The organism is Actinoallomurus oryzae (genome assembly GCF_039541955.1).
GTDB lineage: Bacteria > Actinomycetota > Actinomycetes > Streptosporangiales > Streptosporangiaceae > Actinoallomurus > Actinoallomurus oryzae.
Window position 1 is genome coordinate 295,721 of record NZ_BAABHF010000022.1, and the last position, 23,607, is coordinate 319,327.

Below are 23,607 nucleotides of genomic sequence, written 5' to 3' on the forward strand. Positions count from 1 at the left end.
CGTGCGGATCCTCGTGGTCAACGCCGGGTCGTCCAGCCTGAAGCTCAGCCTGCTCGACCACGACGACACCGTCCTCGCCCGGCCCACCGACCTGGACGACCTGCGCGAACTGCCCGCGCCGGACGCCGTCGGGCACCGCGTCGTCCACGGCGGCGCGGACTTCACCGACCCCGTCCTGATCGACGACGACGTCGAGGCGCGCCTTCGCGCCCTGACCGAGCTGGCGCCGCTGCACCAGCCCAAGTCCCTGCACGGCATCGACGCCGTACGCGCGGTGCTGCCCGGAGTCCCCGAGGTCGCCTGCTTCGACACCGCCTTCCACGCCCACCTGCCCGAGGCCGCGGCGACATACGCGCTGCCCGCCGTGTGGCGGGAGGAGTACGGCATCCGGCGGTACGGCTTCCACGGCCTCTCGCACGCGTACGCCACGCGGCGGGCCGGTGAGCTGCTCGGCGGCGTGCCCGACCGGCTCGTCGTCTGCCACCTCGGCGCCGGGGCGTCCCTGTGCGCGGTGGCGCGGGGGCGTTCCGTCGACACGACCATGGGCTTCACCCCGCTCGAAGGCCTGGTCATGGCCACCCGTTCCGGCAGCGTCGACCCCGGCCTGCTGCTCTGGCTCCAGGAGCGCAAGGGACTCACGCCCGCCGAACTCGCCGACGCCCTCGAACACCACTCCGGGCTGCTCGCCCTCACCGGCACCGCCGACATGCGCGAGATCGGCGAGAGTCTCGGCCTGGAGGTCTACCTCCACCACCTGCGGGCCGGCATCGCCGCGATGGCCGCCGCGCTCGGCGGCCTGGACACCCTCGTGTTCACCGGCGGCGTCGGCGAGCACGCGGTGGGGGTACGGCGCCGGGCGGCGGAGGGACTGGGCTTCCTCGGCGTCGCGCTCGACCCGGCGCGCGAGGACACCGCCGACGCCGAGATCGGCCTTCCCGGCGCCCCCGTACGCAGCTTCGTCATCACCTCGCGCGAGGATCTCGAGATCGCCGCCGGGGTCCGGTCGGTCCTGGACAGCGCATACCCGTAGGTGCCGCTTACCGCGCCGCGGCGCCGAACCAGCGTCCGAGCGCCCCCCGGAGGCCGTCCGGATCGCTTCCCGACCAGGCGACGTACCCATCGGGACGGATGAGCAGCGACGGTGGCGACGGGGCGGCCTCCTTGGCGGCCACGCGGGTGACGCGATCGGACCAGGCCGACGCGACCTCGGTCAGCGCGGTCCCGTCGGACAGGTCCACGAGCAGCGGGCGAGCGTCGCGGCGGAGTTCGGCGAGACGGAGCACGCGACCGTCCTCGATCATCAAATCGAGGCTCGGCGCGAACCATCCGGTGACGTCGGCAGGCTCGGCATCACCCATGTCGTACCGGACATCGGCGCCGGCCATCAGATCGGCGATCAGCTGGACGTTCTCGCGCCGGCTCAGCATCTCGGTGAACAGCTCCCGCAGGGCGGTCACGTCGCTGCCCGGCGCCATGAGGGCCGTCTGGGATTGCGTCTGCATGAACACCCGCTGCCCGAGGGGGCGGCGCTCGGACTCGTAGCTGTCGAGCAGTCCGTCGGGGGCCCAGCCGTGCAGCTCGGCCGCCAGTTTCCAGGCGAGGTTCGCGGCGTCCTGCAACCCCAGGTTGAGACCCGGCCCGCCGGAGGCGGCGTGCACGTGGGCGGCGTCACCGGCGATGAACACGCGGCGTTCCCGGTAGCGGTCGGCAAGGCGCGTGTTCCGCCCGCAGATACGGCGCAGCAGCGCGGGCGAGCCGTCAGTCGGCAGGGCCAGCGACACGTGCACACCGAGGACCCGCTCGACGCTCGCCTCCAGTTCGTCGAGCGTCATCGGTGCTCCCGGGCCCGGGAAGCTGCCGGCGGGGTGATCCTCCCATTCGAGCGTCGTGATGAAGGGGTGCTCAGGGTCGATGGGCGCGACCATGATCACCCCACCTTCCGTCCGTTCGTAGTTGCCAAAGATCTCGCCGTACCCCTCGATCGCGATCCGCCCGCCGGAGACCGGTGCGATCTGTGCGGTCGGCGCGATGATGGCCGCGCGGGAGACCACCCGCTCGTCGACGATCCCGGGGAAGGCGATCCCGGACTGCTTCCGGATTTCGCTGTGGCCGCCGTCGCAACCGACGACGAACCGGGCACGGAGGCCCTCCCGCGTGCCGTCGCCCCTCAGGACGTCGAGTGCGACGTGGTCGTGCGACTGCGCGAACGACCGGACCTCGTATCCGCGACGAACGTCGACGCCCAGTTCGGCGGCCCGCTCCGCCAAGACGCGTTCGATGTCGCGCTGGTTGATCGGGAGCACGTACATCGGGTTGTCGTCGCCGAGGACGTGGAGCGGCAACGGCAGCGTTCCGAAGTAGAACCTGGGCACCGGCTTCGGGACCCCCGATCCGCCGAACCGCTCGAACAGGCCGCGATCGTCGAGCAGGCGCACCACCTGGCCGCCGAGTCCGTGGGCCTTGTCCGCCCGGCTCGGCTCGGGCAGCCGATCGAGCACCACCGGGTCGACCCCCGCGAGCTTGAGCTCGCAGGCAAGGAAGAGCCCGACCGGCCCTCCGCCGACGATGACGACGTCGAACATCGCACACGCCCCAATTAAGAGTTGGAATCATTCCTTAACCGGACGGTACAGCGGTGGGGCAAGATAGGCAAACCTCTCTTATAATCGGGACCATGGGTGCCGTCGAAGCGGATGCGGGCGAGGTCAAACGGCGACGCCGAGGGGCGGAACTCGATCACGCCCTGCTCACCGCGGCATGGGACGAGCTGGCGTCGGTCGGCTTCGCGAAGCTGACGATGGAGTCCGTCGCCATGCGGGCGCACACCGGGATCGCGGTGCTCTACCGCCGCTGGGCCAACAAGAACGAACTCGTGCTCGCCGCCATCGAGCACTACCGCGAGGTCCACCCGGTCGCGATCCCCGACACCGGCACGCTGCCCGGCGACCTGCTCGCCCTGCTGACCGCCATGAGCGAGGCCCGCGCCGCCTTCTTCGCCGTCGCCGGCGCCATCGTCTTCTCGGGGCTGCTGACCGATACCGGCCTGACTCTCGCGCAGGCGCGGGACAAGGTCCTGGGCGACGCGCCACGTTCATCCACCCAGATCATCTACCGGCGCGCCCACGACCGCGGCGAGATCGACCTCGATCGCATCCCCTCCGCCGTGCTCACCATGCCATTCGACCTGGTACGTCACGATCTGCTCATGGATCTGAAACCCCTGAAGCCCGCACGCATCCACTCGATCGTCAACGAGCTCTTCATGCCCCTGGTCCAGAGGCACCGAGGCGGGCCGGAACGCTCCTGAGGGTGGGCGGCTCCCCGACCCGGTCCTCGCCGGACACATCGCAGCGGCGATCACGGCCCGTTGTCTCCACTGATGCGGGGTGTCATCAAGCGGCGCAAATCGGACTATAGGCTCGGGCCACCAGGCGATCGGGACGCGAGGCCGCGCGAGGCCGCGGACGCTCCCGCGAGACGGAGGGCGAGGGCGATGGCGGACGAGCGTACGCGCCGGCGGCGGCCGGCCGTGTCGCTGCCCGTCGCACTGCTGCTCGCCCTGTGCGCGATCCTCACCCCCGCGCTCGCCTCCACCGGCGGCGGCATGGCCGCCGCGTCCCCGGCGAAGGCCGAGATGGCGGTGACGGGAGCCGGCTGCCCACTGCTCCGGCCCGGTGCCACGCCCCGGCTGGACAACGCCGAGAGCAAGCCGCTGCCGGCCGCCGCCCTGCCGGCGACCGCGCCACCCGGCGCTCTCACCTGCGCCTGGTCGAACCCGCCCGGCGCCACGGCGACGGCCACCGCCCTCGGCCGTTTCACGCGCGACGGCCGCGCGCCGCCGTACGCCCAGGTCTAGACATCGGCTCACCAGAGCCGCCTTCCCATACCCCTCCCGGCCCGCACCGCGGGTCCGGCAGGGATGCCCTGTGCCTGCCCCAAGGCCGAACACCAACCGAACCGAACAGGGAACGACCCGTGGACGTCGAACGCACCGCTCTGCCCGGAATCGGGCTGCAACACGTATTCACCACCGCGAAGGGCCGCCGGATCGGCACGATCTCTCATCGCGACGGCCGCCGCGACCTGCTCGTCTACGACCGTGTCGACCCCGACACGTGCGTGCTGACCGTGCCGCTCACCGTCGAGGAGGCCAACGCGCTCGCCGAGCTGCTCGGCACGGCGCGGATCGTCGAACGCCTGACCGAGCTGCACCGGCAGGTCGAGGGGCTGGTCAGCGCGCAGATCCCGATCGCCGCCGGCTCCCCGTACGACGGGCGCACGCTCGGCGACGCGCAGATCAGAACCAGGACCGGCGCCTCCATCGTCGCCGTCGTACGCGACGGGAACGTCGTCGCCAGCCCGCGCCCGGACTTCGGCTTCCAGGCCCGCGACATCGTCGTCGTGGTCGGCACCGCCGAGGGCACCGCGGCCGTGGGCGACATCCTGGCGACGGGATAGGCGCGGATGACGAGTCAACTCATCGAGCTCGGGGCCATCATCCTCGGCCTCGGGCTCCTCGGAGCCGTCTCGGTACGGTTCTCCATCTCCCCCATTCCCCTCTATCTACTGGCCGGTCTCGCGTTCGGGTCCGGCGGAATCCTGCCGCTGACCACCAGCGAGGAGTTCGTCTCGCTCGGCGCCGAGGTCGGCGTGATCCTGCTGCTGTTCACCCTCGGCCTGGAGTACACCCCCGACGAGCTCGTGGCCACGTTGCGCACCTCCGCGCCGATCGGGCTGGCCGACCTCGCGCTCAACGCCGCGCCCGGCGCGATCGCGGCGGTCCTCCTCGGCTGGGGGCCGGTGGCGGCCGTCGCGCTGGCCGGCGTCACCTGTGTCACCTCCTCGGGCATCACCGCCAAGGTGATCGGCGACCTGGGCTGGCTGGGCAACCGGGAGACGCCCTCGGTGCTGTCGGTCCTGGTCTTCGAGGACCTCGCCATGGCGGCGTACCTGCCGATCCTGACGGCCCTGCTCGCCGGGGCCGGGCTGCTGGGCGGCACGCTCACGCTGCTGATCGCGGCGGCGACGATCAGCGTCATCCTCTGGGTGGCACTGCGGCACGGCACGGTCGTGGAGCGCTTCGTGGCCAGCCCCAGCCAGGAGGTGCTGCTGCTGAAGGTCCTCGGGCTGACCGTGCTGGTCGCCGGGCTCGCCGAGCAGTTGCAGGTCTCGGCGGCCGTCGGTGCGTTCCTCGTGGGCATCGCGGTGTCCGGGCCGCTCGCGCACGACGCGCGCCAGCTCATCACCCCGCTGCGCGACCTGTTCGCGGCCGTCTTCTTCGTGTTCTTCGGCCTGCACACCGACCCGACCGAGCTACCGCCCGTCGTCGGGATCGCCGCGCTGCTCGCGGTCGCGGGCATCCTCACCAAGTCCGCCACCGGGTGGCTGGCCGCCCGCCGCGCCGGCGTCGCGCGCACGGGACGCCTGCGCGCCGGGACCGCGCTGGTGCCTCGGGGGGAGTTCAACATCGTTATCGCCGGGCTGGCCGTCACCGCGGGGGGCAACTCGCGTCTGGGCCCCCTCGCGGCGGCGTACGTCCTCATCCTCGCGGTCGCCGGGCCTCTGCTCGCCCGTGCCGCCGAACCCCTCGCCCAGGCCGTACGGATGCGACGGTCGACGGCCGGTTCGTAGGCGACGCCCGGGGCGGTGGACGCGCCGCCGCCCCGGGCCGGATATCGCGGTGCGGAGCCGACCGTGACCGCCTAACGTGCTCGGTGTGAGAGCGCGACCGAGGGATCTCGACGAGGAGCGATTGCTCCGGATTCTGGATGAGTGGGGAGTCGGCGCGTCCTCGCTGGAGTACGCCCCGGTCGGTTTCGGCGACCATCACTGGATCGCGGCCGGTGGCGCCGGGGAGAAATGGTTCGTCACCGTCGCCGACCTGGAGCTCAAGGGCGCACAGGACGCGCACGCCGCCCTGCGGAGCCTGCGCGGAGCCATGGACACCGCGGCGGCCCTGCGCGACGAGGGACACCTGGACTTCGTGGTGGCGCCGTTGCGGGACGCCGGCGGCGAGACCGTCCGCCTGCTCGGCCCTCGGTACGCCGTCAGCGTCTTCCCCTTCCTGGACGGGATCAACGGAGACTTCGACCGGCAACGGACCGCGTCCGAACGCGGCGCCGTTCTGGACCTGCTCGCCGAGCTGCATCGTGCGACGCCTCCGGCGTCCGCCCCGGTGCTCGACCTCGACCTGTCATTGCGCGACCTGCTGCGAAGCGCCTTGCACGGCGCGATCCGCTGGGCGCCCGGGCCGTTCACCGAACCCGCCCGAGCCCTGCTGTCCGGGCACGCCCCGGCGATCCTGCGACGGCTGGAGGACTTCGACCGGCTGGCCGAGGACGTGCGGACGAGCGACGGCGCACCCGTCCTCACCCACGGCGAGCCGCACCCGGGCAACCTTCTGCAGTACGAGGGCGGCCACCTCCTGGTCGACTGGGACACGGTCGGCCTCGCACCGCCCGAACGCGACCTGTGGTCCGTCGCGGAGAGCCCGGAAGACCTGGAGTGGTACGCCGAGGCCGCCGGACGTAGGGTCGACGCCTCCGCCCTCGCGCTCTACCGGCTCCGCTGGGACCTGGAAGAGGTGTCCCTCTACGTCGACTGGTTCCGCGCGCCTCATGACCGTTCCCCCGACACCGAAGAGGCGTGGCAGGGGCTCCGGGAATCGGTCGCCCACCTCGCCGAACCGCGAGAGGGAGGCGCGGCGTGACTCCCCGAGTGCCCTGACGGCCCGGGGAACCCGGGCCTTGGTCGTACGCCCCCGGCTTGCTACGCGTCGCCGGTCAGCCCGGCCGCGGTCAGCGTGAGGTGCTGGGCCAGTACCTCGGCCGCGGTGTCGGCGTCGCGGGCCAGCGCCGCCTGCTCCAGCCGGCGGTGCTCGCCGATGCCGTCCCGGTCGGGGTTGCGGTGCGCCGACCAGCGGCGAGCGAGCTCGCTCGCGGTCCACATCCGGTCGAAGGTCTCCAGCAGCACGGGGTTGCCGCAGCCCTCCAGCAGGGTGCGGTGGAAGACCCGGTGGGCCTCGGACCATGCCGCGCTGTAGTACTCACCCTCCTCCGCCACGTACGCCGGGGTGCGGGCCAGCCGGTGGTGGGCGGCCCGTACCCGGGCCTCCCAGTCGACGTCACCGCGCTCGATGGACATGCGCAGCACGACCGGCTCGATGGTCCGGCGGGCCTCCGCGATCTCCTGCCAGCGGCGGTCGGAGAAGGCCGGGACGGCGAAGCCGCGGTTGGGCAGCCGGTCGGCGAGGCCGTCGCCGACCACCCGCACGAGCGCCTCGCGTACGACGGCCAGGCTCACACCCTGTTCCTTGGCGAGGTCCTGCGGTTTCAGGGCGTCGCCGGGGGCGTGGTCCCCGCGCATGATCGCGTCGCGGAGGTGTGGCCGACATCCCCGCCGCCGTCACCGAGCTGCCCGAGGGCGCCGGCGACGACACCGGCTCGGGCCTGCCCGAGCGCGCCTTCCAGCTGCCCAATGACGCCCGCATGGCCCGGTTCATCGGCGCCGCCCCGCCGGCCGGGCACGGTCCTCACCGCTACTTCACCGTGGTGCACGCCCTCGACGTCGAGTCCATCGGCGTCCCCGCCGACGCCACCCCGGCCTTCCTCGGCTTCACCATGGCCGGCCACATCCTCGGCCGCGCGGTCCTGACCGCCACCGCCGAGACCCCTGCCTGACCAACGGCGAGGTGGACGGTCCTCGACCAGGTCACGGTCGAGGGCCGTCGGGGTGACGGCCCGGTCGGCATGTTCGCTTGAGCGCCGGGTACCGACCCGCGCATGCGGGTGATGACCATGAACCTCTGGGGCACACGCGGAGACTGGGCGAGGCGGCGGGAGGTCCTCGCGAAGGGGATCGGCGAGCTCGGCCCCGACCTGGCGGCCTTCCAGGAGGTGATCGAGACCTCCTCGTACGACCAGGCCGCCGACCTGCTCGGTCCCGGATATCACCTCGCACGGAGCGACGCCCGCGCGACGGATGGGCAGACGATCGCGATCGGCAGCCGGTGGCCGATCGCCGAGGTGCGCGAGGCCGACCTGCACGTCACCGCGCGGACGGCCGGGTTCGCCTGCACGACCCTGGCCGCGCTCATCGAGGCGCCGGATCCGGTCGGGCCGCTGCTGTTCGTCAACCACTTCCCCAGCTGGCGGCTGGACCTGGAGTACGAGCGCGAGCTTCAGGCCGTCGCCGCCGCGCGGCTGATCGACGACATGCTCGACGGACGGGACCTGCATGTCGTGCTGGCCGGGGACCTCGACGCGGCACCCGACGCGGCGAGCATCCGGTTCTGGACCGGCCGCGGGTCACTGGGCGGGACGAGCGTCTGCTACCGGGACGCCTGGGAGCGCGTCCACCCGGACGAGCCGGGCGTCACCTACACGCCCGACAACCCGCTCATGGTCGACGGCGACTGGCCGTTCCGGCGGATCGACTACATACTCGTACGCTGCGGCCTGCACGGCGGGCCCACACTGCCGATCCGCGGCTGCGAGCGGCTGTTCACCGAACCGGTCGACGGTGTCCAGGCCAGCGACCACTACGGCCTCACCGCCGACCTCGGCCCTCCGGAGCCCTCCACGCCGGAGCCACGGTGATGAGCCGAGGGATTCGGGGAACTCACCAGGGCCGGCTCACCGCGTGTGCGCGGTCCGGGCCTCCAGCAGGCGCGCCACGTCCTCGGCGCGGGGAGAGCCGATCCGGACGAACAGGTCGTGGGCGTACCGCCAGGCCGCGCGGGCCGCGTCGTGGTCGCCGCGCTCGGCGTGCAGGCGGCCGAGCGCCTCGGCCGCGAGCGCCTGCCACAGCGGCATCCGAAGCTCCTCGGCGATCTCGGCCGCCTCATAGAGGTAGAGCGCGGCCGTCTCGCGGGAGGGGTGCAGGTCGCCGAGCGTGCACAGCACGCGTACCTGCATGAGCGGGTCCTCGATCTCACGGGCGATGTTCAACGCCGACTCCAGCCGCTCACGGGCGGGGTCGCGCTCACCGCGCGCGGCGTCGAGCAGGCCGCGTGAGTAGTGCGCGTACACCTCGGCGGTGGGGCTGCCGACGCGCCGCACGAAGTCCTCCAGGATGGCGTGCGACCGGGCGGCGTCGTCCAGCCGGCCGAGGTCGATCTGCGCCGCGCTGATCCAGTACGCGCCCTGCGCCAGCACCAGCGTCGCGTCGTGCTCGACGGCCTGGCGCATCGCCTCGTCGAGCACCTCGACGGCGGAGGTGGCGTCGCCGGACTCCAGGTGGACGACGCCGACCTGGACCAGGGCGTCGGCGGCGGCGCCGTGGTCGCCCAGCGCGTGCAGCAGGTGGTGCGCGCGGCGCGACAGGGCGATGGCCTCCGTGACGCGCCCGGCCAGCCGCTCGTTGCTCGCCAGCCGGTGCACGGCCAGCGCGCTGCCGTGCCGGTCGCCGAGGTCGTCGAAGATCTCCAGGGCGCGGGAGAGCGAGTCGCGGCACTCGGGATGGCGCCGTCTCCAGTCGTGCAGGAGCCCGCGCATGTAGAACATGGCGGCCTGGCCGCGCCGGTCGCCGGCGGCCACGCACGCCTCGAACGCGCACTCCTGGGCCGCCGTCCACTCGTCCACGAAGTTGCCCTGCGCGAAGATCGGCACCCCGCCCAGCGCGAGCTGCCAGCAGTGGCCGGTCATGCCGAGCGCGGCGCTCTGCGCGACGGTGGCGACCAGCGCGCGGCACTCCGTGCGGACCTCGACGATCGACGAGCGGGTGAACGCCTCGGCGGCGATCTCGGGGTGCCAGCGCGGCGTCTCGTCCGCCGCGTAGACGCCGTCCCCGGCCGCGCGGTGCGCGGCGTCGGTGAAGGCGAGCCAGCCCCCGAAGGCGCGGCGGAGGGCGGCGGTGCGCTCGGCCTCCGGCTCCTCCTCCTGGGCCCGTTCACCGGCGTAGATGCGGACGAGATCGTGGAAGCGGTAGCGGCCCGAGGCCGCGTCGAGCAGCCGCGCGTCGATGACCTCGTCCAGGAGTTCCTGGGCCCGTTCCGCGGTGGTGTCGAGTACGGCGGCGGCCGTCCACGCGGCGAAGTCGGGCACCTCGAGCAGGCCGAGCAGGCGGAACAGGCGGCGGGCCGCGGCCGACAGGGCGCGGTAGCTGATCTCGAAGGTGGCCCGTACGGCGAGATCGCCGTGGCGCAGGACGTCGAGCCGGTCGCGTTCGTCGTTCAGCCGCTCGACCAGCTCGGCGGGCGTCCGGTGCGGCCGGGTGGCGAGTTGCGCACCGACGATGCGCAGCGCCAGCGGCAGCCCGGCGCACAGGCGCAGCAACGCATCGGCGGCCTCGCCGAGGTCGCGCGTTCCGGTGATCTTGTTCAGCAGGCGGTGGCCGTCGCCGGGGGGCAGCGCGTCGAGGTCGATGGCGTGCGCACCGGGCAGCCCGCCGAGCCGGCCGCGGCTGGTGGTCAGCACGGCGCACGCCCCGCTTCCCGGCAGCAGTGGCATGATCTGCGCCTTGGAGTCGACGTTGTCGAGCACCACGAGGACGCGCCGCCGCGCCAGCCGGTGGCGGTAGAGCGTGGCGCGGTCCTCCACCCCGTCGGGGATGTCACCGGCGGCGACGCCGAGCAGCCGCAGGAAGATCCCGAGCACCTCGCCGGGCCGGGTGCCGGACATGCTGGCGTAGAGCTGCCCGCCGTCGTAGGCCTCCTCGACCCGGTGCGCCAGGTGTACGGCGAAGGCGGTCTTGCCGATGCCGCCGCGGCCCGAGACGGCGACCAGCCGGACCGGCGCGGCGTCACTCCCGGGTCGGCGCAGCGACTCTTCCGCCGAGGCGAGCTCGGTGGAACGGCCGGTGAAGTCGGCGACGTCGCCGGGCAGCATGCGGGGCACTTCGAACAGGGCGTCCGTGGCGGGCTGCGCGGTGAGGATCATCTGCTGGAGGTCGCGCAGCTCCTGGCCGGGGTCCAGGCCGGTCTCGTCGGCGATGATGCGCCGGGCGCGCTCGTAGACGCGCAGCGCCTCGGCCTGGCGCCGGCAGTGGTACAGCGCGGTCATCAGCCGTGCCCAGAGCCCCTCGCGTAGCGGGTACCGGTTGGTGAGCGCGGTGAGCTCGGCGGTCAGGTGGGCGAGCCGCCCGTGCCGCAGGTCGGCGTCGATGAGGTCCTGGATCACGGCGATCCGCGCCTCGCCCAGGCGGCGGGTCTCCGTCCGGATCAGCGGGATGTCGTGGATGCCGTCGTACGCCTCGTCGCCCTGCCAGAGACCGAGCGCCTCCCGCAGCAGGCCGGCGGGGTCTTCGGCGGTACGCCCGGCGCGGGCGAGGTCGGCGAACCGCTGGGCGTCGAGCTCGCCCGGGTGGACGACGAGCCGGTACCCCGGGCTCTGCCGTACGATCCGGTCCGCCGAGCCGAGGGCGCGCCGCAGATGGTGGATGTAGACCTGGACGTTCTTCACCGCCGTCTTCGGTGGCTCGTCCTCCCAGAGCGCGTCCACGATCGTGTCGATCGACACCGGCCGGTTGGGCCTCGTGAGCAGGATCGCCATGACACCGCACGCCTTCGGGGTGCCGAGATCGACCGGTTCGCCACCGCGACGTACCGTCAGCGGGCCGAGTACGGAAAAGGCTAGAACGTCGTCGTCGGATGAGTCGACGAGCATCTCCATGTCCGATCGCGTAGGGGCTGTGTGCCGGCGCTCCACGCGGCGCAATCCGCTCCGCGCGGACGGGCGATTGACACCAATGACGACGCCCGAACGGTACAGGTTCCGCGGTGTCTGAAATACCCGTTCCGGCGCTCACGCCCGCCCGGCCGGGCGGTGGTGGCGGCCCACCGGCGTGGCGGCGGCCTCACGCAGATAGGCGCTGGACTGCAGCTCGAACATCCGGGCGTACGTTCCTCCCGCGGCCATGAGCTCATCGTGGCTTCCGGCCTCGATGATCCGTCCGGCGTCCAGAGTGTAGATCCGGTCCGCGGTGCGCACGCTGGAGAACCGGTGCGAGATGAGGATGATCGTGCGACCGGCGAAGAGATTCTGGATGCCCTTGAACAGCCGGTGTTCGGCGAAGGCGTCCATCGACGCGGTCGGCTCGTCGAGGATCACCAGGGGGGCGTCGCGGAAGAACGCCCGGGCCAGCGCCACCCGCTGCCACTGCCCCAGGGACAGGTCGACTCCGCCGGGGAGCTCGCTGCCGAGGACGTTGTCGTACCCGTGCTCCAGCGCGGAGACGAACTCGTGCGCGCCCGCCTGGCGTGCGGCGTGCTGGACGCGGGCGAGGTCGGCCGGGGCGGCCGGGCGGCCGATGCGGATGTTCTCCGCCGCGGTGAACAGGTAGCGGCCGAAGTCCTGGAAGAGCACCGCCGTCCGCTCCCGTACTCCGGCCGCGTCGATGTCCCGTAGGTCCACGCCGTCCCACCGGATCCGTCCCCCTTGGGGCTCGTACAGCCCGGACAGCACCTTGGCGAGGGTCGTCTTGCCGGAGCCGTTCTCGCCCACCAGCGCGATCACCTCGCCGCGGCGGATCGTCATGGACACGCCCGACAGCGCGGGTCGTACGGCACCGGTGTAGCGGAACGTGACGTTCTCGGCGGTGATCGTCGCCGGGTCGCGCGGCGCCGGAAGGCGGGCCCGTTCCCGCGCCCGGCGGATCGTCTCGCCGCGCGCGCAGAAGGCCCGGTAGTCCGACAGGAAGAGCGCGTGCTCGTAACTCTCGCCGAGACCGTAGGTGACGTTCGACAGCATCGGGCCGAGCTGGACGACCGCCACCGCCGCGGTCGCCGCCGCGGTCAGCGAGCTGTGCCCGGTCGCGAACGAGTACGCGAGGAGCCCGACGCCGGACAGGATGCCCAGGGCACTGGCCATGGCGGCCACCAGGGCGTGCACGGACGTACGCCGGGCCACCGCCCGCATGATGGTCAGGCGCTCGTCGAACAGGTCCCGGTCGAGCCGGCGGAGGTAGCGGCCGAGCCCGAAGGCCCGTACCTCCTTGGCGTGGTTCCGTTCGGTCATCAAGGACCGTACGTAGTGGCGGCGCATGTCGTTCTCGCCCAGCCCGACGACGGCGGTGAAGAGCTTGCGGCCGAAGGTCGCGGACGCGACGAGGGGCGGCGCGGCGGCCAGGGCGAGCACGGCCACGAGCACCGGGTCGATGAGGTAGAGGGCGGACACCATCCCCGAGATGGTGACGACCGATCCGGCCAGCGAGATCAACTGCTCGGTCATCTGGATGGGGCGGTGCGCCGACCCCTGGGCGCGCTGCAGGCGCTGGTGGAACTCCGAGGAGTCGAACGCGGCGAGTTCGACCTCGCAGGCGACGTCGAGCACCTGCCGGAAGGCGTACCAGCCGACCCGTTCGCCCAGCACCATCCCGACGCCTCGCTGCAGGCTGCCGGCCAGCGCCATCGCCGCGAGCATTCCCGCCAGCAGGGCGAGGTCGGCGGCGACGGCACCCGGCCGCCAGGCCGCCGCGTGCGGGCCGAACACGGTGCCGGCCATGCCGCGGACGGCCAGCAGCATGCCGCCGCTCACCAGGGCGCCGCTGACCTGGAGCGCCAGCGACAGCAGCACCGTCCGCGGCGCGGCCTGCCACATCAGCGCGAAGGCGCCACCGGCCACCCGGACGCCGTGGACGAGCCGGACCGGCAGGGAGCGGCGCCCGGAGGTCACGGGGTCGGGCCGGCCGTGGCCGCCGGCACCTCTGCGGACTCCCGTCCCGGCCAGCCGTTCGCCAGCGTGCGCCAGTCCTCGTACCCGACGATGCCGCGGGCCCGGACCGTGTCGTCGCCGTCCACCATGACGAAGTACGGGAACAGGCCCTGGGGGTCGTACTCGGTCACGAAGGGGGTGGCGTCGGTCGGTGCGACCAGGACGGAGAGGGTCACCCGTAGGTCGTGGTCGCGTTCGAGGTCGGCGAGCCACGATTTGGTCCGGCCCGGTCCGGCGCTGGAGACGAGGACGAACTCGGTGCCGTCGGCCTCGCGCGCCCGCGCGGCCAGCGCGTGGGCCATCGGCAGCATGGTGTGGCAGCTCCCGCAGTCGGGCGAGACGAAGATCAGGACCACACCGCCGGTGAACGCCTCATCGGTGACCCGCCGGCCGCTCAGGTCACGGGCGCGGAACGGCGGCGCGGGCGCGTTCAGGGCCAGCTCGCCGTGGCCGGTGCCGGCCGTCGCCGAGCGCGCGTTGATGCCGCGCCGGGCCTCGGTCACCACCCGCAGGATCAGGACCAGGTTGATCAGCGACAGGACCCACAGGGCGATCAGGCTCACGTCACGAACATCCACCGCGATCTCCCGTCATTCGGCGCTCATGGGCTTGCGTACGGTCTCGACGACGTCGGCGAAGTTGGCCAGCAGCAACGTCGCCGCGGTGGCCGTCCCGGCGAGGAGCGTGAGGCGCGCGGCGTCGTACGCGTGATGCGGGCCGGCCAGGACGTACGCGACGAGGCCGCCGATCGCGCCGCACAGCAGCAGCACGTTGCGTGCGATGTCGTGCCGGCTGACGACGCGGGGGCTGGCTCCGAAGCAGTTGCAGCCGAGCGTCATGCGGCGGGCCAGCACGGTGCCCAGCGCCGCGGTGTAGGCGAGGAGCAGGACGCCCGCGAGCCCGAGCCCGGCCACGGGCCCGGGGCCGGGCAGGGCGACGAGCACGCAGACGGCCGCCTCGGCGACGATGAGCGTGGTCGCGACGGGCCGGACGGCCCGCCTGACGAAGATCTTGAAGTCGTCCACCGCGTCGCCGAAGGACGCGGGGTCGCGCAGCTTGCCGACGACCGTGGCCGCGAACGTCAGGCCGATGAGGATCCGCGCGAACAGCGCCAGATCAGTCGCGGACATCCGGTCCTCCCCCGGCCGGGCCGCCGCTCGTCGCCGCGAGGCGTGCCAGCTCCTCGCGGCAGTGCGTGACGGCGTCGTACAGGATGGTCTCCTCGGCGCCGGAGGCGCATTCGACCCGCAGGCCGAGCCGCATCGCGTCCGTGCGGGTGATCGGATAGTCGTGGGCGTGGTATCCGCTCATGAGCTGCTCGACGATGTCCTCGACCGTCGCGATGTCCTCCCCGGCGAGCTGGTAGCCGCCGAGGAACTCGATGGCGATCTGCCGGGTCAGGCGTTCCGCCTGGTAGAAGGCGCCGAGCGTCGCGGGGAGCATCCGCTGGGTCAAGAGCGCGAGGACGTCCTCGCCCTCCTTCATCGCGAACCACTCCTCGGCCAGCGTCCGGAACGCATGGATCTGCCCGGACGAGATCACCGCGGGCGTGCCGCCCGGCGACTCCAGCCGCGGGTCGAGCGGCCCGAGCTCGGCCATCGGGGTCATCACCAGCTCGTGCGCGCACAGGCTCAGCAGAGTGCCGGCCGACCACGCGCGGTCCGGGATGAGGATCGTCAGCCGGTCGGTGAACTCGTGCAGCAGCAGGCCCAGGCGTCGGGCCGCGGTGGCCGCCCCGCCGTACGTCGCCAGCACCAGGTCGAGGCGCGGAACGTGCCCGACCTCGCGCAGCGCCTCGTGCAGCGTCCGCGGGGCGTCATGGTCGATCCTCCCGCAGTAGACCAGCGCGGCGTTGCCGCGCAGGCTCTCCAGCTCCGGCAGCCGCCGGATCATCGTGACCGTCGTCATTCGTCTGTCGTCCCGTTCGTCATCCGTCCACTCCGCTCGTCAGGAGGGTCGCCATCGCCTCGCCCATGCGCAGCTCCGGAACGCGGTCCTCGACGTAGAGGAACTGGCCGTTGGGGTTGATCTCCAGGAAGACGTACCGGTCGTCCGTGGTCACGGCGAGGTCGATGGCGGCGAAGTTCAGGCCGTACCCGCGGGTCAGGCGCAGGCAGCGCTCGACGACCTCGCCGGGCGGGTCCGCCGGCCGGTACGTCGTCTCGGCGTCCCGCCAGTCGACGGGGGCGTCGCCGGGGTCGTCGGGACGAAGCTCGGCGGCGAACACCTCCTCGCCGATCACCGTCACCCGCAGCTCGGAACGCCTGGGGAGGAGTTCCTGGAACTGGCACGGCACGGTCCGTACGGCGTCGAGCATCTCCAGCTCGGCCTCGGTGATCCTGGTCGTCGGGGTGACCAGGGGGGTGAAGTCCTCGACGTCGTCGTTCGTCTCCAGGTACGTGCGGGCGGCCAGGTAGGGCTCGGTGAGGACCTTGAACACGATGTCGCCATGGCACTCGCGGTGGAAGGCGCGGACGGTGCCCGGGTCCGTGGTCACGACGGTGCGCGGCACGGCGAAGCCGAGGCGGGCGGCCCGGTCGAGCTGCTCGATCTTGTAACCGGCCCGGCGGATGGCCTCCGGCCGGCTGACCCACAGGCAGTCCAGCACGTTCCACAGGCCGTCCATCGCGTGTCTCAGCTCTTCGGCGGCGAACACCCGTTCCTGGCCGGTCAGGTCGCCGGGCAGCTTGAAGGGCCCCGGCTTGCGCCACCACACCGAGCCGACCCGCGCCGTCTCGATCACCCGGTCGTTCGTCAGGATCTCGATCTCGCCCCGCCACTCCCGCCCGCCGAGCACGCAGGAGAGACGAACGTTGTCCGGGACGTCGCTGTAGTTGAGGCGGACCGGCTCGCGGTCGCGCTCGCGGAGGATCTCGATGATGCGATCGGCATGGACGTCGAAGACGTCGGTGACGATGACGATCTGCCGGTTGTTCATGAGGTCGCTGGAGGGGTCGTCTGCTGCCAGGGGTCGGTGAAGGTGCAGGACCGGCCGGTCCACCCGCGGGCCTCGCTCGCGGACGGACCGGCCGGTGGCCGATCATCCGTAGTCACACGCGTAGCAGCGACCGTGGGTGCTTTCGGGAAAGCCCGAGGTGCCGCAGGTCCCGCCGAGCGTGCAGTACGTTCCGCCGTTCGAGGAGCAGGTCTTGTGGCCGTTGTAGACACCCTTGGTGCAGACCGCGGCGCCGAGGATCGCTTCGGCGTCGCCCTGCCAGACGAGCTGCTGGCCGGCCGGGTCGTAGTGCGCCGACACATCCCCACCGGCGGGCCGGGTCCGCTCAACGGTCGCGACCTTGAAGGCGAACAGCTTTCCCATGCGCGCTCCTTGTCCGTTCCAGGCCGAGGTCGCGGGTCCTTCCCGGTGGAGGTCGCGAGTCTCGGACGATCGATCCGGGGGAGCCTAGGGATCGCTGGTATGTATCCGGTTAAACGCCTGGCGACGGCAGTAAACTTCGATATCCGCCCGCGGAGAAATGCCCAGATGTGCGCCGGCGCAGGTTTATAACGATCTGATCACTTAAACCGAACTCGCCGATCAGATGTTCCGCAAGTCGGACTTACGATCTCTTCCCGTCACGGGCGCTCTTGCCCGGCAAGAGTGCGAGCAGCCGATCAGACGGAGACATTCATGCGGGGCGGGAACACACGGAAATGGGCGGCGGCCACGGCGTTGGCGGCCGGCGGTCTCGCGACGCTGACGGCGTGCGGACAGAAACCGGTGAAGGTCGGGAGCGCGCCGGCGGTCGGCCAGACGGTGCAGGTGCCCACCTTCACCGGCGCCGGCAGCCGGGTGGTCCCGGCGACCAGTTGGCCGCGCGCCTGTGACATGATCCGCGAGTCGGACATCACCACGGTGCTGCCCACGACCACCAAGGTGAGCACGTCGCAGTCGGACCTGAAACTCGGTTCCCTGTCGTTCTCCGGCGGTGGCGGGATCGATTACAGCACGGCGTACGGCGCGAGTTGCGTCAGAGACGCCCACCTGGACGGCACCGACGATGTGATCAGCACGGACCTCTCCCTGAAAATGCTGGGTACGCCCGACTATGTGAAAGAGGAATACGATCACGACACCACGACGGGAAATGACATCAGGCTTCCGATCCAGCCTCCGGCAGGCGTCACCTGCAAGGCGTCAGAGACGGAGTACCTGTGTCACCGAGGCCACGTCGAGCTGTCGTTGAGCTGGAATTTCCCGAACGACGTCAAGTGGCAGGGGCAGCGGCACGACGGCGATGGGGATCGGATCTACCGGGAGAAGGTCGCGCCCAAACTGTTGTCGGTCGTGTTCGCCCGTATCAAGGACGGTTGAATTCGGCGTTTTTGATTATCCGGCGGAGGCGATTTCCTTCAGCCGGGCCAGGGCGTCCCTGGCGATCCGCTGGAACGGCGTCCGGTCCGGGTCGTCGACCCAGCGCTCGAAGGCGAAGTGCATGACGGTCGTGCCCATACGGGCGGCGAGGACGGCGGCGTCGTCGTCGATTCCCCGTGCGCGCAGTGCCGCCGTCACGGCGGCGGCCAGTTTCGATGTCTTGATCAGCTCACGTTCTTGCAGCTCGTGACTTGAGGCGACGATCCGTTGCCGCAGGCCGACGAACTCCCGGGCCTCTTCGAACCGGGCGGCGGCGGCGTCCAGCGCCGCGCCGATCATGCTGAGCGCCGAGGCGGACGCGGGGGCGGCCTCGATGGCGGCCACCATCTGCTGCTCCAGGAGCTCCGAACCCCAGAACAGCACCTCGCGCTTGTCCGCGAAGTAGCGGAAGAACGTTCGCTTCGTCAGCCCCGCGCGCTCGGCGATCTCCGCGACGGTCGTCTCGTCGTACCCGCGCTCGCCGTACAGGGCCAGGGCCGCCTCCATCAGCCGCACCCGCGCGTCCGGCCGCCATCTGCCCATGCGGCAAGACTAGTCGATGTCACCTGGTGTCATCACCATGCTAGGGTGATGACACCAGGTGACATCACTCCGTTCCGGGAGGTTTCCCATGCGTGTTTTCGTGACCGGCGCGTCCGGGCACATCGGCTCGGCGGTCCTGCCCGAGCTGCTGCGGGCCGGGCATCAGGTCGTGGGGCTGGCGCGTTCGGACGGCGCGGCCGAGGCGGTCGCGGCCGCCGGCGCCGAGGTGCGCCGCGGCGACCTGGACGACCTCGACGGGCTGCACGAGGCCGCCGAGGCGTCCGACGGCGTCATCCACCTCGCCTTCAAGCACGACGAGATGAGGACCGGGAACTTCCCGGCCGCGGTCGCCGCCGACCTGGCCGCCGTCGAGGCGCTCGGCTCGGCGCTCGAAGGGACGGGCAAGCCGTTCGTCATCTCCTCCGGCACGCTCATGCTCACGTTCGCGGGCGTCACCGGGCGGCCGGGCACCGAGGCCGACTTCGGCTCCGGCGGTCCGCGGGTCGACGCGGAGAACTACGTGATCGGCCTCGCCGAACACGGCGTACGGTCCTCCATCGTCCGGCTGCCCCCGATCGTGCACAGCTCGCTCGACCACCACGGCTTCGTGCACATCCTGACCGACATCGCCCGTCGGTCCGGCGTGTCGGCGTACGTGGGCGACGGCGCCAACCGGTGGCCCTCGGTGCACACGCTCGACGCGGCGCGGGTGTACCGGCTCGCCCTGGAGACCGCACCGGCCGGAAGCCGGCTGCACGCGGTCGCGGAGGAGGGCGTCCCGTTCCGTGACATCGCGGCGGCCATCGGGCGCGGCGTCGGCGTGCCCACGGACGGCATCTCCGCGTCGGACGCCGCGGAGCGCTTCGCCTTCCTCGGCGCCTTCGCGGGGACGGACAACCCGACCTCCAGCGAGGTGACGCGGAAGGTCCTCGGCTGGGAGCCGGCGCATCCGGGTCTCATCGAGGACCTGGACCACGGGCACTACTTCGCGCAGGCCTGAGCGACGCGTTCTAATAGCGGACGAAGCGGTCGTCCCGCTCCGATCGTGCCGGCGCTCAGATCGACGACGAACGGCATGATTTCTGCTACCTCTGCCTGCACGAGGCTATCGGGCGGCCACCGCCGGACGCTCGGGGAAGGCGGGCAGGACTTCGCGGGCGAAGGTACGGATCTGGTCGCGCATCTCCGCCACGGTGTTGCCGACGAACAGCAGCCCGCAGAAGTGCTCGACGCCCGCCTCCCCGAACGCGGCGATCTTGGCGCAGACCTCGTCGGGTGTGCCGACGAGGTTGAGGTCGAAGTACTTCTCGACGTCGACGCCCTTGGTCATCGTGTCCTTCAGTGAGGTGCGGAACAGGTCGAAGGAGGATTTCAGGAACGTCTCGCGCGCCTGCTCCGCGGTGTCGCCCAGGCAGACGACCGACTGCAAGGCGGTGGTGATCATCGCCGGGTCGCGGCCCGCCGCGCGAGCGTACGTCTCCAGCTTCGCCCGACCCTCGCGGATACGGTCCGGGCCGAGCTTGGCGGGCAGCCACCCCTGGCACAGCTCGGCCGCCCGGCGGATCGAGCCGTCGGCGTTGCCGCCGGAGTAGATCGGCAGCGGCGACTGGACCGGCTTGGGATACATCTCGACGTCGTCGAACCGTTCGTACGTGCCGTGGTAGGTCGCCCGGCGTTCGGTGAACAGCAGGCGCAGCGCCTCCAGCCGCTCTCGCATCAGGTCCGCGCGCGAGGCCTTGGCGAGATCCGGCCGTACGCCCTCGAACTCGTCGCGGTAGCCGCCGACCGCGACGCCGACCGTGACGCGGCCGCCGCTGAGGTGGTCGAGCGTGCCGATCTGCTTGGCGAGCAGCACGCTCTGGCGCAGCGGCAGCATGAGGATCGCGGTGCTCAGCCGGACCACGGAGGTGCGCGCGGCGACGCCGGCCAGCGTGACGAGCGGCTCGAAGTAGTCGGGCGGGTCCGGCCACGCGTCGCGGACGAACCGCATCGTGCTGAGGTGGTCGTTGCCTCCGACGTCGTGGTAGCCGAGTTGCTCGGCCTCGACCGCGACGTCGATCACTTCGTCCACGGTGGCGAAACGGGCCGGATGCATCATGCCGGCGGTGCAGGTGGGGATCTCGACGCCGAACTTCATGGTCGCCTCCCTGAGGGAAGTTCGCTACGCTACCGTAGCGTAGCGAACTGCTAGAGTGCCCGCAAGGCCGAGAGGGACGATGATGACGAAGGCACCGAGCAACAAGGAGTCGGGCGACCCGCACCGGGCGTCGAGCGATCCCCGCGCCGTACGCTCACGGCGAGTGATCATCGACGCCGCGGTCGCACTGCTGGCCGAGCACGGCTTCGCCGGAACGACCGTCGAGGCGATCGCGGCCCGCTCGGGCGCGGCCAAGACCACGATTTACCGGCACTGGCCGGATAAACGCGCGGTACTCCTGGCCGCGATCGAGGCGATCGTCCCGTCGGCGACCGCGCCCGACAGCGGCTCCCTGCGCGGCGACCTGGTGGGGTTCGGCCACGACCTGGTCCGGATCATCACGACGCCACCGACGGCCGCGCTCGTGCCGGCGCTCATCGACGCCGCCGAGCGCGACCCGGAGATCGCCCGGCTGCTGGCCGACTTCACCGCCCAGCGCCGCAGGCCCGTGCACGCGGCCGTCCAGCGGGCCGTCGAGCGCGGGGAGGCCGAGGACGGACGGGACGCGGACCTGATCGACGACCTGCTGCTTGGGCCCATCTTCTACCGGCGGCTGCTGTCCCGCCGGCCGGTCACGGAGGGGTACGTCGAGAGCGTGGTGGACACTTTTTTGCGCGCGTTGTATCGCTAACTGATCGTTTCAGTATGAGTTGAGCTTGGGGATCTTGGCCGGCAGACCGCTCGCCGTCACTCTCACCGGCGGCAACGCGCTACGACTTCGACAAGTACCGCCGCCTGCTGTGAAAACGCGGCATCAAGCCGGTGATCGCCCGACGTGGAAGGGTGAGGCTCGGCCGAACCTGGCCGGGTACGGCTGCCGCCGGCGCCGTGCCGGCTATTCGGACTGTGACAGCCAGCCGGTGGCGCTCCAGGTCAGGCGGCCGGGGCGTTTACCGGTGAGGCGGATGTAGGTGAGCTGGTTGCTCATGGTGTTCGTCAGGCAGAACACCGCTCCGATCTTGAGGCTGGGGTAACTGACGGCGCCGGCGATCGGGCTACGGTTGACGGCGTCGTAACAGGCGCCGGCGTCCGCCGGACCGGTGCTCGGAGCCATCTCGACGCTGTCGAACCGAAGCCGGAGTTCCGGGTCCGAGACGGTGAAGTACTGAAGGTCCGCCCCGTCCGCCTCGATATTGTCCGTGGTGACCTTGGGGCCCTTGTCGGTGAAGGACACCCCGGAGATGCTCCCGCCGCCCGGGAGCGAGAACGTGACGTCCTTGTACTCCTGGACGAACTGGCCGCCGTAGGGCGTGGGAGACGAGGACGCCGATGACGGACTCCCCTCGCTCGCCGGCGTCTCGGCCGCGCCGGCGTGTGTGACCGGCGAGCCGTGGTTCTTCGTCTCGGCGCCGGAGTGTCCCTTCGGCAGGACGGCCAGCGCCACCAGGCCGACCGCGAAGACCGCGATCCCGGCGGCCGCCGCGATCAATAGCGGCTGGCGGGGCGCGCCGCGGTTCCCCGTCGGGGCGTACGGCATGGACGGGCCGGAGTCATGTGCCGGTACGGATGGTGCGGTCGCCGGCCGGGTCCGGGCATCCGCGTTCTGAAGTGTGCAGGGATGAGGCGGAGCGTCCTGCGGCGGCGTAGCGGGGCGGTACTGCGTCAGGGTGGTCGCGATCGCGGGGGGCAGCCATGTCCCCGCCTCGTGTTGCTCGTCCGGCACCAGCACGCGGGCCTGTTCGATGATCTCGGTGGTGCCCGGGCGGCGAGCCGGATCCTTGTCCAGGCATCGGGCCAGCAGCGGGCGCAGGTCCGGCGGGCAGCCGTTCAGCTCCGGGTTCTCGTGGACGATCCGATACGCGAGATTGGCCGCGATGCCGTCCCCGAAGGCGCTCTGCCCGGTGGCGGCGTAGTAGGCGGTGAGCGCGAGGGCGAAGACGTCGGCTGCCGGGGTGATCTCCTGCCCCTTGACCTGCTCTGGGGCCATGAACGATGGAGTGCCGATCATCAGGCCGGAGTGGGTGAGGGTGCTGGCGTCCGCGGCGCGCGCGATACCGAAGTCGATGACCCGAGGGCCGTCGTCGGCGAGCAGGACGTTGCCGGGCTTGAAGTCGCGGTGTACCAGCCCGGCCGCGTGCACACTGGCCAGCGCCTCGGCACATCCGGCCAGCAGCCGCGCCACGACCGGCTGGGACAGCCGGCCGTGCCGCATGACCGCCTCCTGCAACGTCGGCCCGGCGATATAGGCGGTGGCGAGCCAGGGGCGTGGCGCGTCCGGGTCAGCGTCCAGCACCGGAGCGGTGTACGGGCCTTGCACCTGCTGTGCGACCTCCACCTCGCGGCGGAACCGGCGGCGGAATTCCGGGTCATCGGCCAACTCGGGCCGGACGACCTTCACGGCGACCGCTCGCCCACCGGGGCTGAACGAAAGGTAGACCTGGCCCATGCCGCCACCGCCGAGACGAGCCCGCAGCACATATCCGGCGACGGCGCGTGGATCGTCAACGCCAAGGGCCGCGAATCTGGCCACAACGCCCACCTCCTGACGACGCCGATCGGGGTTCCATCCGTGGTCCTAACGCTTGGGCGTTCGCCCGCTGGTGGGACGGAACGCGAATACCGACGAGGAGACGCTAGGCACCTTGGCCGCGCGTTCCGGCCCCTACGGAACGCGCATGCCCCGATCGAGTTACCGGCACCGATCTCGTGGCGGGCACGGTCACCGGGTTGCGTGATCGCCGGATGCGGAACGCGCACCAGGCGTCCTCACACTCCTGCGAGAGACCCGAACGGCCCTGGTCACGGCGCTGAATCGGCACAGCGGCGCCATCGCAGGAGCCAACAACCGATGTGGAGCCAAGTCGTGTACCTCAGCGCCCGTCCCCGGTTCGTCCTCATGGCCCTGGCCGTGCTCTGTTCCGCGG

21 protein-coding genes and 2 pseudogenes are annotated in these 23,607 nt (G+C 71.7%); 11 read left to right on the top strand and 12 right to left on the bottom strand.

Translation table 11 applies throughout. From position 1 onward, the window contains the following. The first annotated feature begins 1 nt into the window (after nucleotide 1). Entirely contained in the window at nucleotides 2-1,030 is a 1,029-nt protein-coding gene (locus ABEA10_RS19860; RefSeq protein ID WP_345465794.1) for an acetate/propionate family kinase, read from the top strand. Between the two features lie 7 nt (nucleotides 1,031-1,037). Here ABEA10_RS19860 and ABEA10_RS19865 read toward each other — a convergent pair whose 3' ends face one another. Then, nucleotides 1,038-2,582 carry an FAD-dependent monooxygenase gene (locus ABEA10_RS19865; protein WP_345465796.1) on the bottom strand — a complete coding sequence of 515 codons (1,545 nt, stop codon included), beginning with the start codon at nucleotides 2,580-2,582 and terminating at the stop codon, nucleotides 1,038-1,040. 92 nt (nucleotides 2,583-2,674) lie between these two features. Here ABEA10_RS19865 and ABEA10_RS19870 point away from each other — a divergent pair, with 92 nt between their 5' ends. The 5 genes from ABEA10_RS19870 to ABEA10_RS19890 all read left to right on the top strand — a co-directional run bounded on the left by ABEA10_RS19870 (nucleotide 2,675) and on the right by ABEA10_RS19890 (nucleotide 6,709). Continuing rightward, complete coding sequence (locus ABEA10_RS19870) at nucleotides 2,675-3,307, top strand: TetR/AcrR family transcriptional regulator (protein WP_345465798.1); 633 nt, start codon at nucleotides 2,675-2,677, stop codon at nucleotides 3,305-3,307. 186 nt (nucleotides 3,308-3,493) lie between these two features. Continuing rightward, the gene (locus tag ABEA10_RS19875) at nucleotides 3,494-3,856 is read left to right on the top strand and encodes a hypothetical protein (RefSeq protein ID WP_345465800.1); all 363 of its coding nucleotides are present in this window, start codon (nucleotides 3,494-3,496) and stop codon (nucleotides 3,854-3,856) included. A gap of 119 nt (nucleotides 3,857-3,975) precedes the next feature. Then, on the top strand, nucleotides 3,976-4,458 hold the full coding sequence (locus tag ABEA10_RS19880; RefSeq protein WP_329247315.1) for a cation:proton antiporter regulatory subunit: 483 nt from the start codon (nucleotides 3,976-3,978) through the stop codon (nucleotides 4,456-4,458). A 6-nt stretch (nucleotides 4,459-4,464) separates the two neighbouring features. After that, nucleotides 4,465-5,631 carry a cation:proton antiporter gene (locus tag ABEA10_RS19885; RefSeq protein ID WP_329247317.1) on the top strand — a complete coding sequence of 389 codons (1,167 nt, stop codon included), beginning with the start codon at nucleotides 4,465-4,467 and terminating at the stop codon, nucleotides 5,629-5,631. 85 nt (nucleotides 5,632-5,716) lie between these two features. Beyond that, nucleotides 5,717-6,709: a phosphotransferase gene (locus tag ABEA10_RS19890; RefSeq protein WP_345465805.1), complete on the top strand. Its 993-nt coding sequence runs from the start codon at nucleotides 5,717-5,719 to the stop codon at nucleotides 6,707-6,709. A gap of 59 nt (nucleotides 6,710-6,768) precedes the next feature. Here the strand turns inward: ABEA10_RS19890 and ABEA10_RS19895 are convergent, their stop codons facing one another. Further along, nucleotides 6,769-7,365, bottom strand: a complete 597-nt coding sequence (locus ABEA10_RS19895) for a GntR family transcriptional regulator (protein WP_345465807.1) — start codon at nucleotides 7,363-7,365, stop codon at nucleotides 6,769-6,771. Nucleotides 7,366-7,382: 17 nt separating this feature from the next. Here ABEA10_RS19895 and ABEA10_RS19900 point away from each other — a divergent pair. Both ABEA10_RS19900 and ABEA10_RS19905 read left to right on the top strand, forming a co-directional pair. After that, nucleotides 7,383-7,679, top strand: a pseudogene (locus ABEA10_RS19900) (YbhB/YbcL family Raf kinase inhibitor-like protein); the annotation flags it as partial. Nucleotides 7,680-7,781: 102 nt separating this feature from the next. Continuing rightward, nucleotides 7,782-8,597, top strand: a complete 816-nt coding sequence (locus ABEA10_RS19905) for an endonuclease/exonuclease/phosphatase family protein (RefSeq protein WP_345465810.1) — start codon at nucleotides 7,782-7,784, stop codon at nucleotides 8,595-8,597. A 36-nt stretch (nucleotides 8,598-8,633) separates the two neighbouring features. Here the strand turns inward: ABEA10_RS19905 and ABEA10_RS19910 are convergent, their stop codons facing one another. The 7 genes from ABEA10_RS19910 to ABEA10_RS19940 form a co-directional block, all read right to left on the bottom strand. After that, on the bottom strand, nucleotides 8,634-11,609 hold the full coding sequence (locus tag ABEA10_RS19910) for an AfsR/SARP family transcriptional regulator (protein ID WP_345465812.1): 2,976 nt from the start codon (nucleotides 11,607-11,609) through the stop codon (nucleotides 8,634-8,636). A 132-nt stretch (nucleotides 11,610-11,741) separates the two neighbouring features. Then, a complete protein-coding gene (locus tag ABEA10_RS19915; RefSeq protein WP_345465814.1) occupies nucleotides 11,742-13,610 on the bottom strand; it encodes an ABC transporter ATP-binding protein in 1,869 nt (622 codons plus the stop codon). After that, a complete protein-coding gene (locus ABEA10_RS19920; protein WP_345465817.1) occupies nucleotides 13,607-14,227 on the bottom strand; it encodes a TlpA family protein disulfide reductase in 621 nt (206 codons plus the stop codon). Before ABEA10_RS19920 ends, ABEA10_RS19915 begins: the two co-directional genes overlap by 4 nt. A 12-nt stretch (nucleotides 14,228-14,239) precedes the next feature. Beyond that, nucleotides 14,240-14,779 carry a MauE/DoxX family redox-associated membrane protein gene (locus tag ABEA10_RS19925; protein ID WP_345465819.1) on the bottom strand — a complete coding sequence of 180 codons (540 nt, stop codon included), beginning with the start codon at nucleotides 14,777-14,779 and terminating at the stop codon, nucleotides 14,240-14,242. Next, a complete protein-coding gene (locus tag ABEA10_RS19930; protein ID WP_345465821.1) occupies nucleotides 14,766-15,557 on the bottom strand; it encodes an SDH family Clp fold serine proteinase in 792 nt (263 codons plus the stop codon). Before ABEA10_RS19930 ends, ABEA10_RS19925 begins: the two co-directional genes overlap by 14 nt. Before the next feature lie 19 nt (nucleotides 15,558-15,576). After that, nucleotides 15,577-16,587, bottom strand: coding sequence for an MvdC/MvdD family ATP grasp protein (locus ABEA10_RS19935; RefSeq protein ID WP_345465823.1), 1,011 nt, complete (start codon nucleotides 16,585-16,587; stop codon nucleotides 15,577-15,579). Between the two features lie 102 nt (nucleotides 16,588-16,689). Beyond that, nucleotides 16,690-16,968, bottom strand: coding sequence for a hypothetical protein (locus tag ABEA10_RS19940; protein WP_345465825.1), 279 nt, complete (start codon nucleotides 16,966-16,968; stop codon nucleotides 16,690-16,692). A gap of 312 nt (nucleotides 16,969-17,280) precedes the next feature. Here ABEA10_RS19940 and ABEA10_RS19945 point away from each other — a divergent pair, with 312 nt between their 5' ends. Further along, complete coding sequence (locus ABEA10_RS19945; protein WP_345465827.1) at nucleotides 17,281-17,964, top strand: hypothetical protein; 684 nt, start codon at nucleotides 17,281-17,283, stop codon at nucleotides 17,962-17,964. Nucleotides 17,965-17,979: 15 nt separating this feature from the next. Here the strand turns inward: ABEA10_RS19945 and ABEA10_RS19950 are convergent, their stop codons facing one another. Further along, complete coding sequence (locus ABEA10_RS19950) at nucleotides 17,980-18,546, bottom strand: TetR family transcriptional regulator (protein WP_345465830.1); 567 nt, start codon at nucleotides 18,544-18,546, stop codon at nucleotides 17,980-17,982. Between the two features lie 88 nt (nucleotides 18,547-18,634). On the opposite strand from ABEA10_RS19950, the gene ABEA10_RS19955 reads away from it, so the two are divergent. Continuing rightward, complete coding sequence (locus ABEA10_RS19955; RefSeq protein ID WP_345465832.1) at nucleotides 18,635-19,546, top strand: SDR family oxidoreductase; 912 nt, start codon at nucleotides 18,635-18,637, stop codon at nucleotides 19,544-19,546. Nucleotides 19,547-19,651: 105 nt separating this feature from the next. Here the strand turns inward: ABEA10_RS19955 and ABEA10_RS19960 are convergent, their stop codons facing one another. Then, nucleotides 19,652-20,683: an LLM class flavin-dependent oxidoreductase gene (locus tag ABEA10_RS19960; RefSeq protein ID WP_345465834.1), complete on the bottom strand. Its 1,032-nt coding sequence runs from the start codon at nucleotides 20,681-20,683 to the stop codon at nucleotides 19,652-19,654. A gap of 82 nt (nucleotides 20,684-20,765) precedes the next feature. Here ABEA10_RS19960 and ABEA10_RS19965 point away from each other — a divergent pair, with 82 nt between their 5' ends. Next, a complete protein-coding gene (locus ABEA10_RS19965; protein WP_345465837.1) occupies nucleotides 20,766-21,374 on the top strand; it encodes a TetR/AcrR family transcriptional regulator in 609 nt (202 codons plus the stop codon). 204 nt (nucleotides 21,375-21,578) lie between these two features. Here the strand turns inward: ABEA10_RS19965 and ABEA10_RS19970 are convergent. Continuing rightward, nucleotides 21,579-23,240: pseudogene (locus ABEA10_RS19970) on the bottom strand (serine/threonine-protein kinase); the annotation flags it as partial. Between the last annotated feature and the right edge of the window lie 367 nt (nucleotides 23,241-23,607).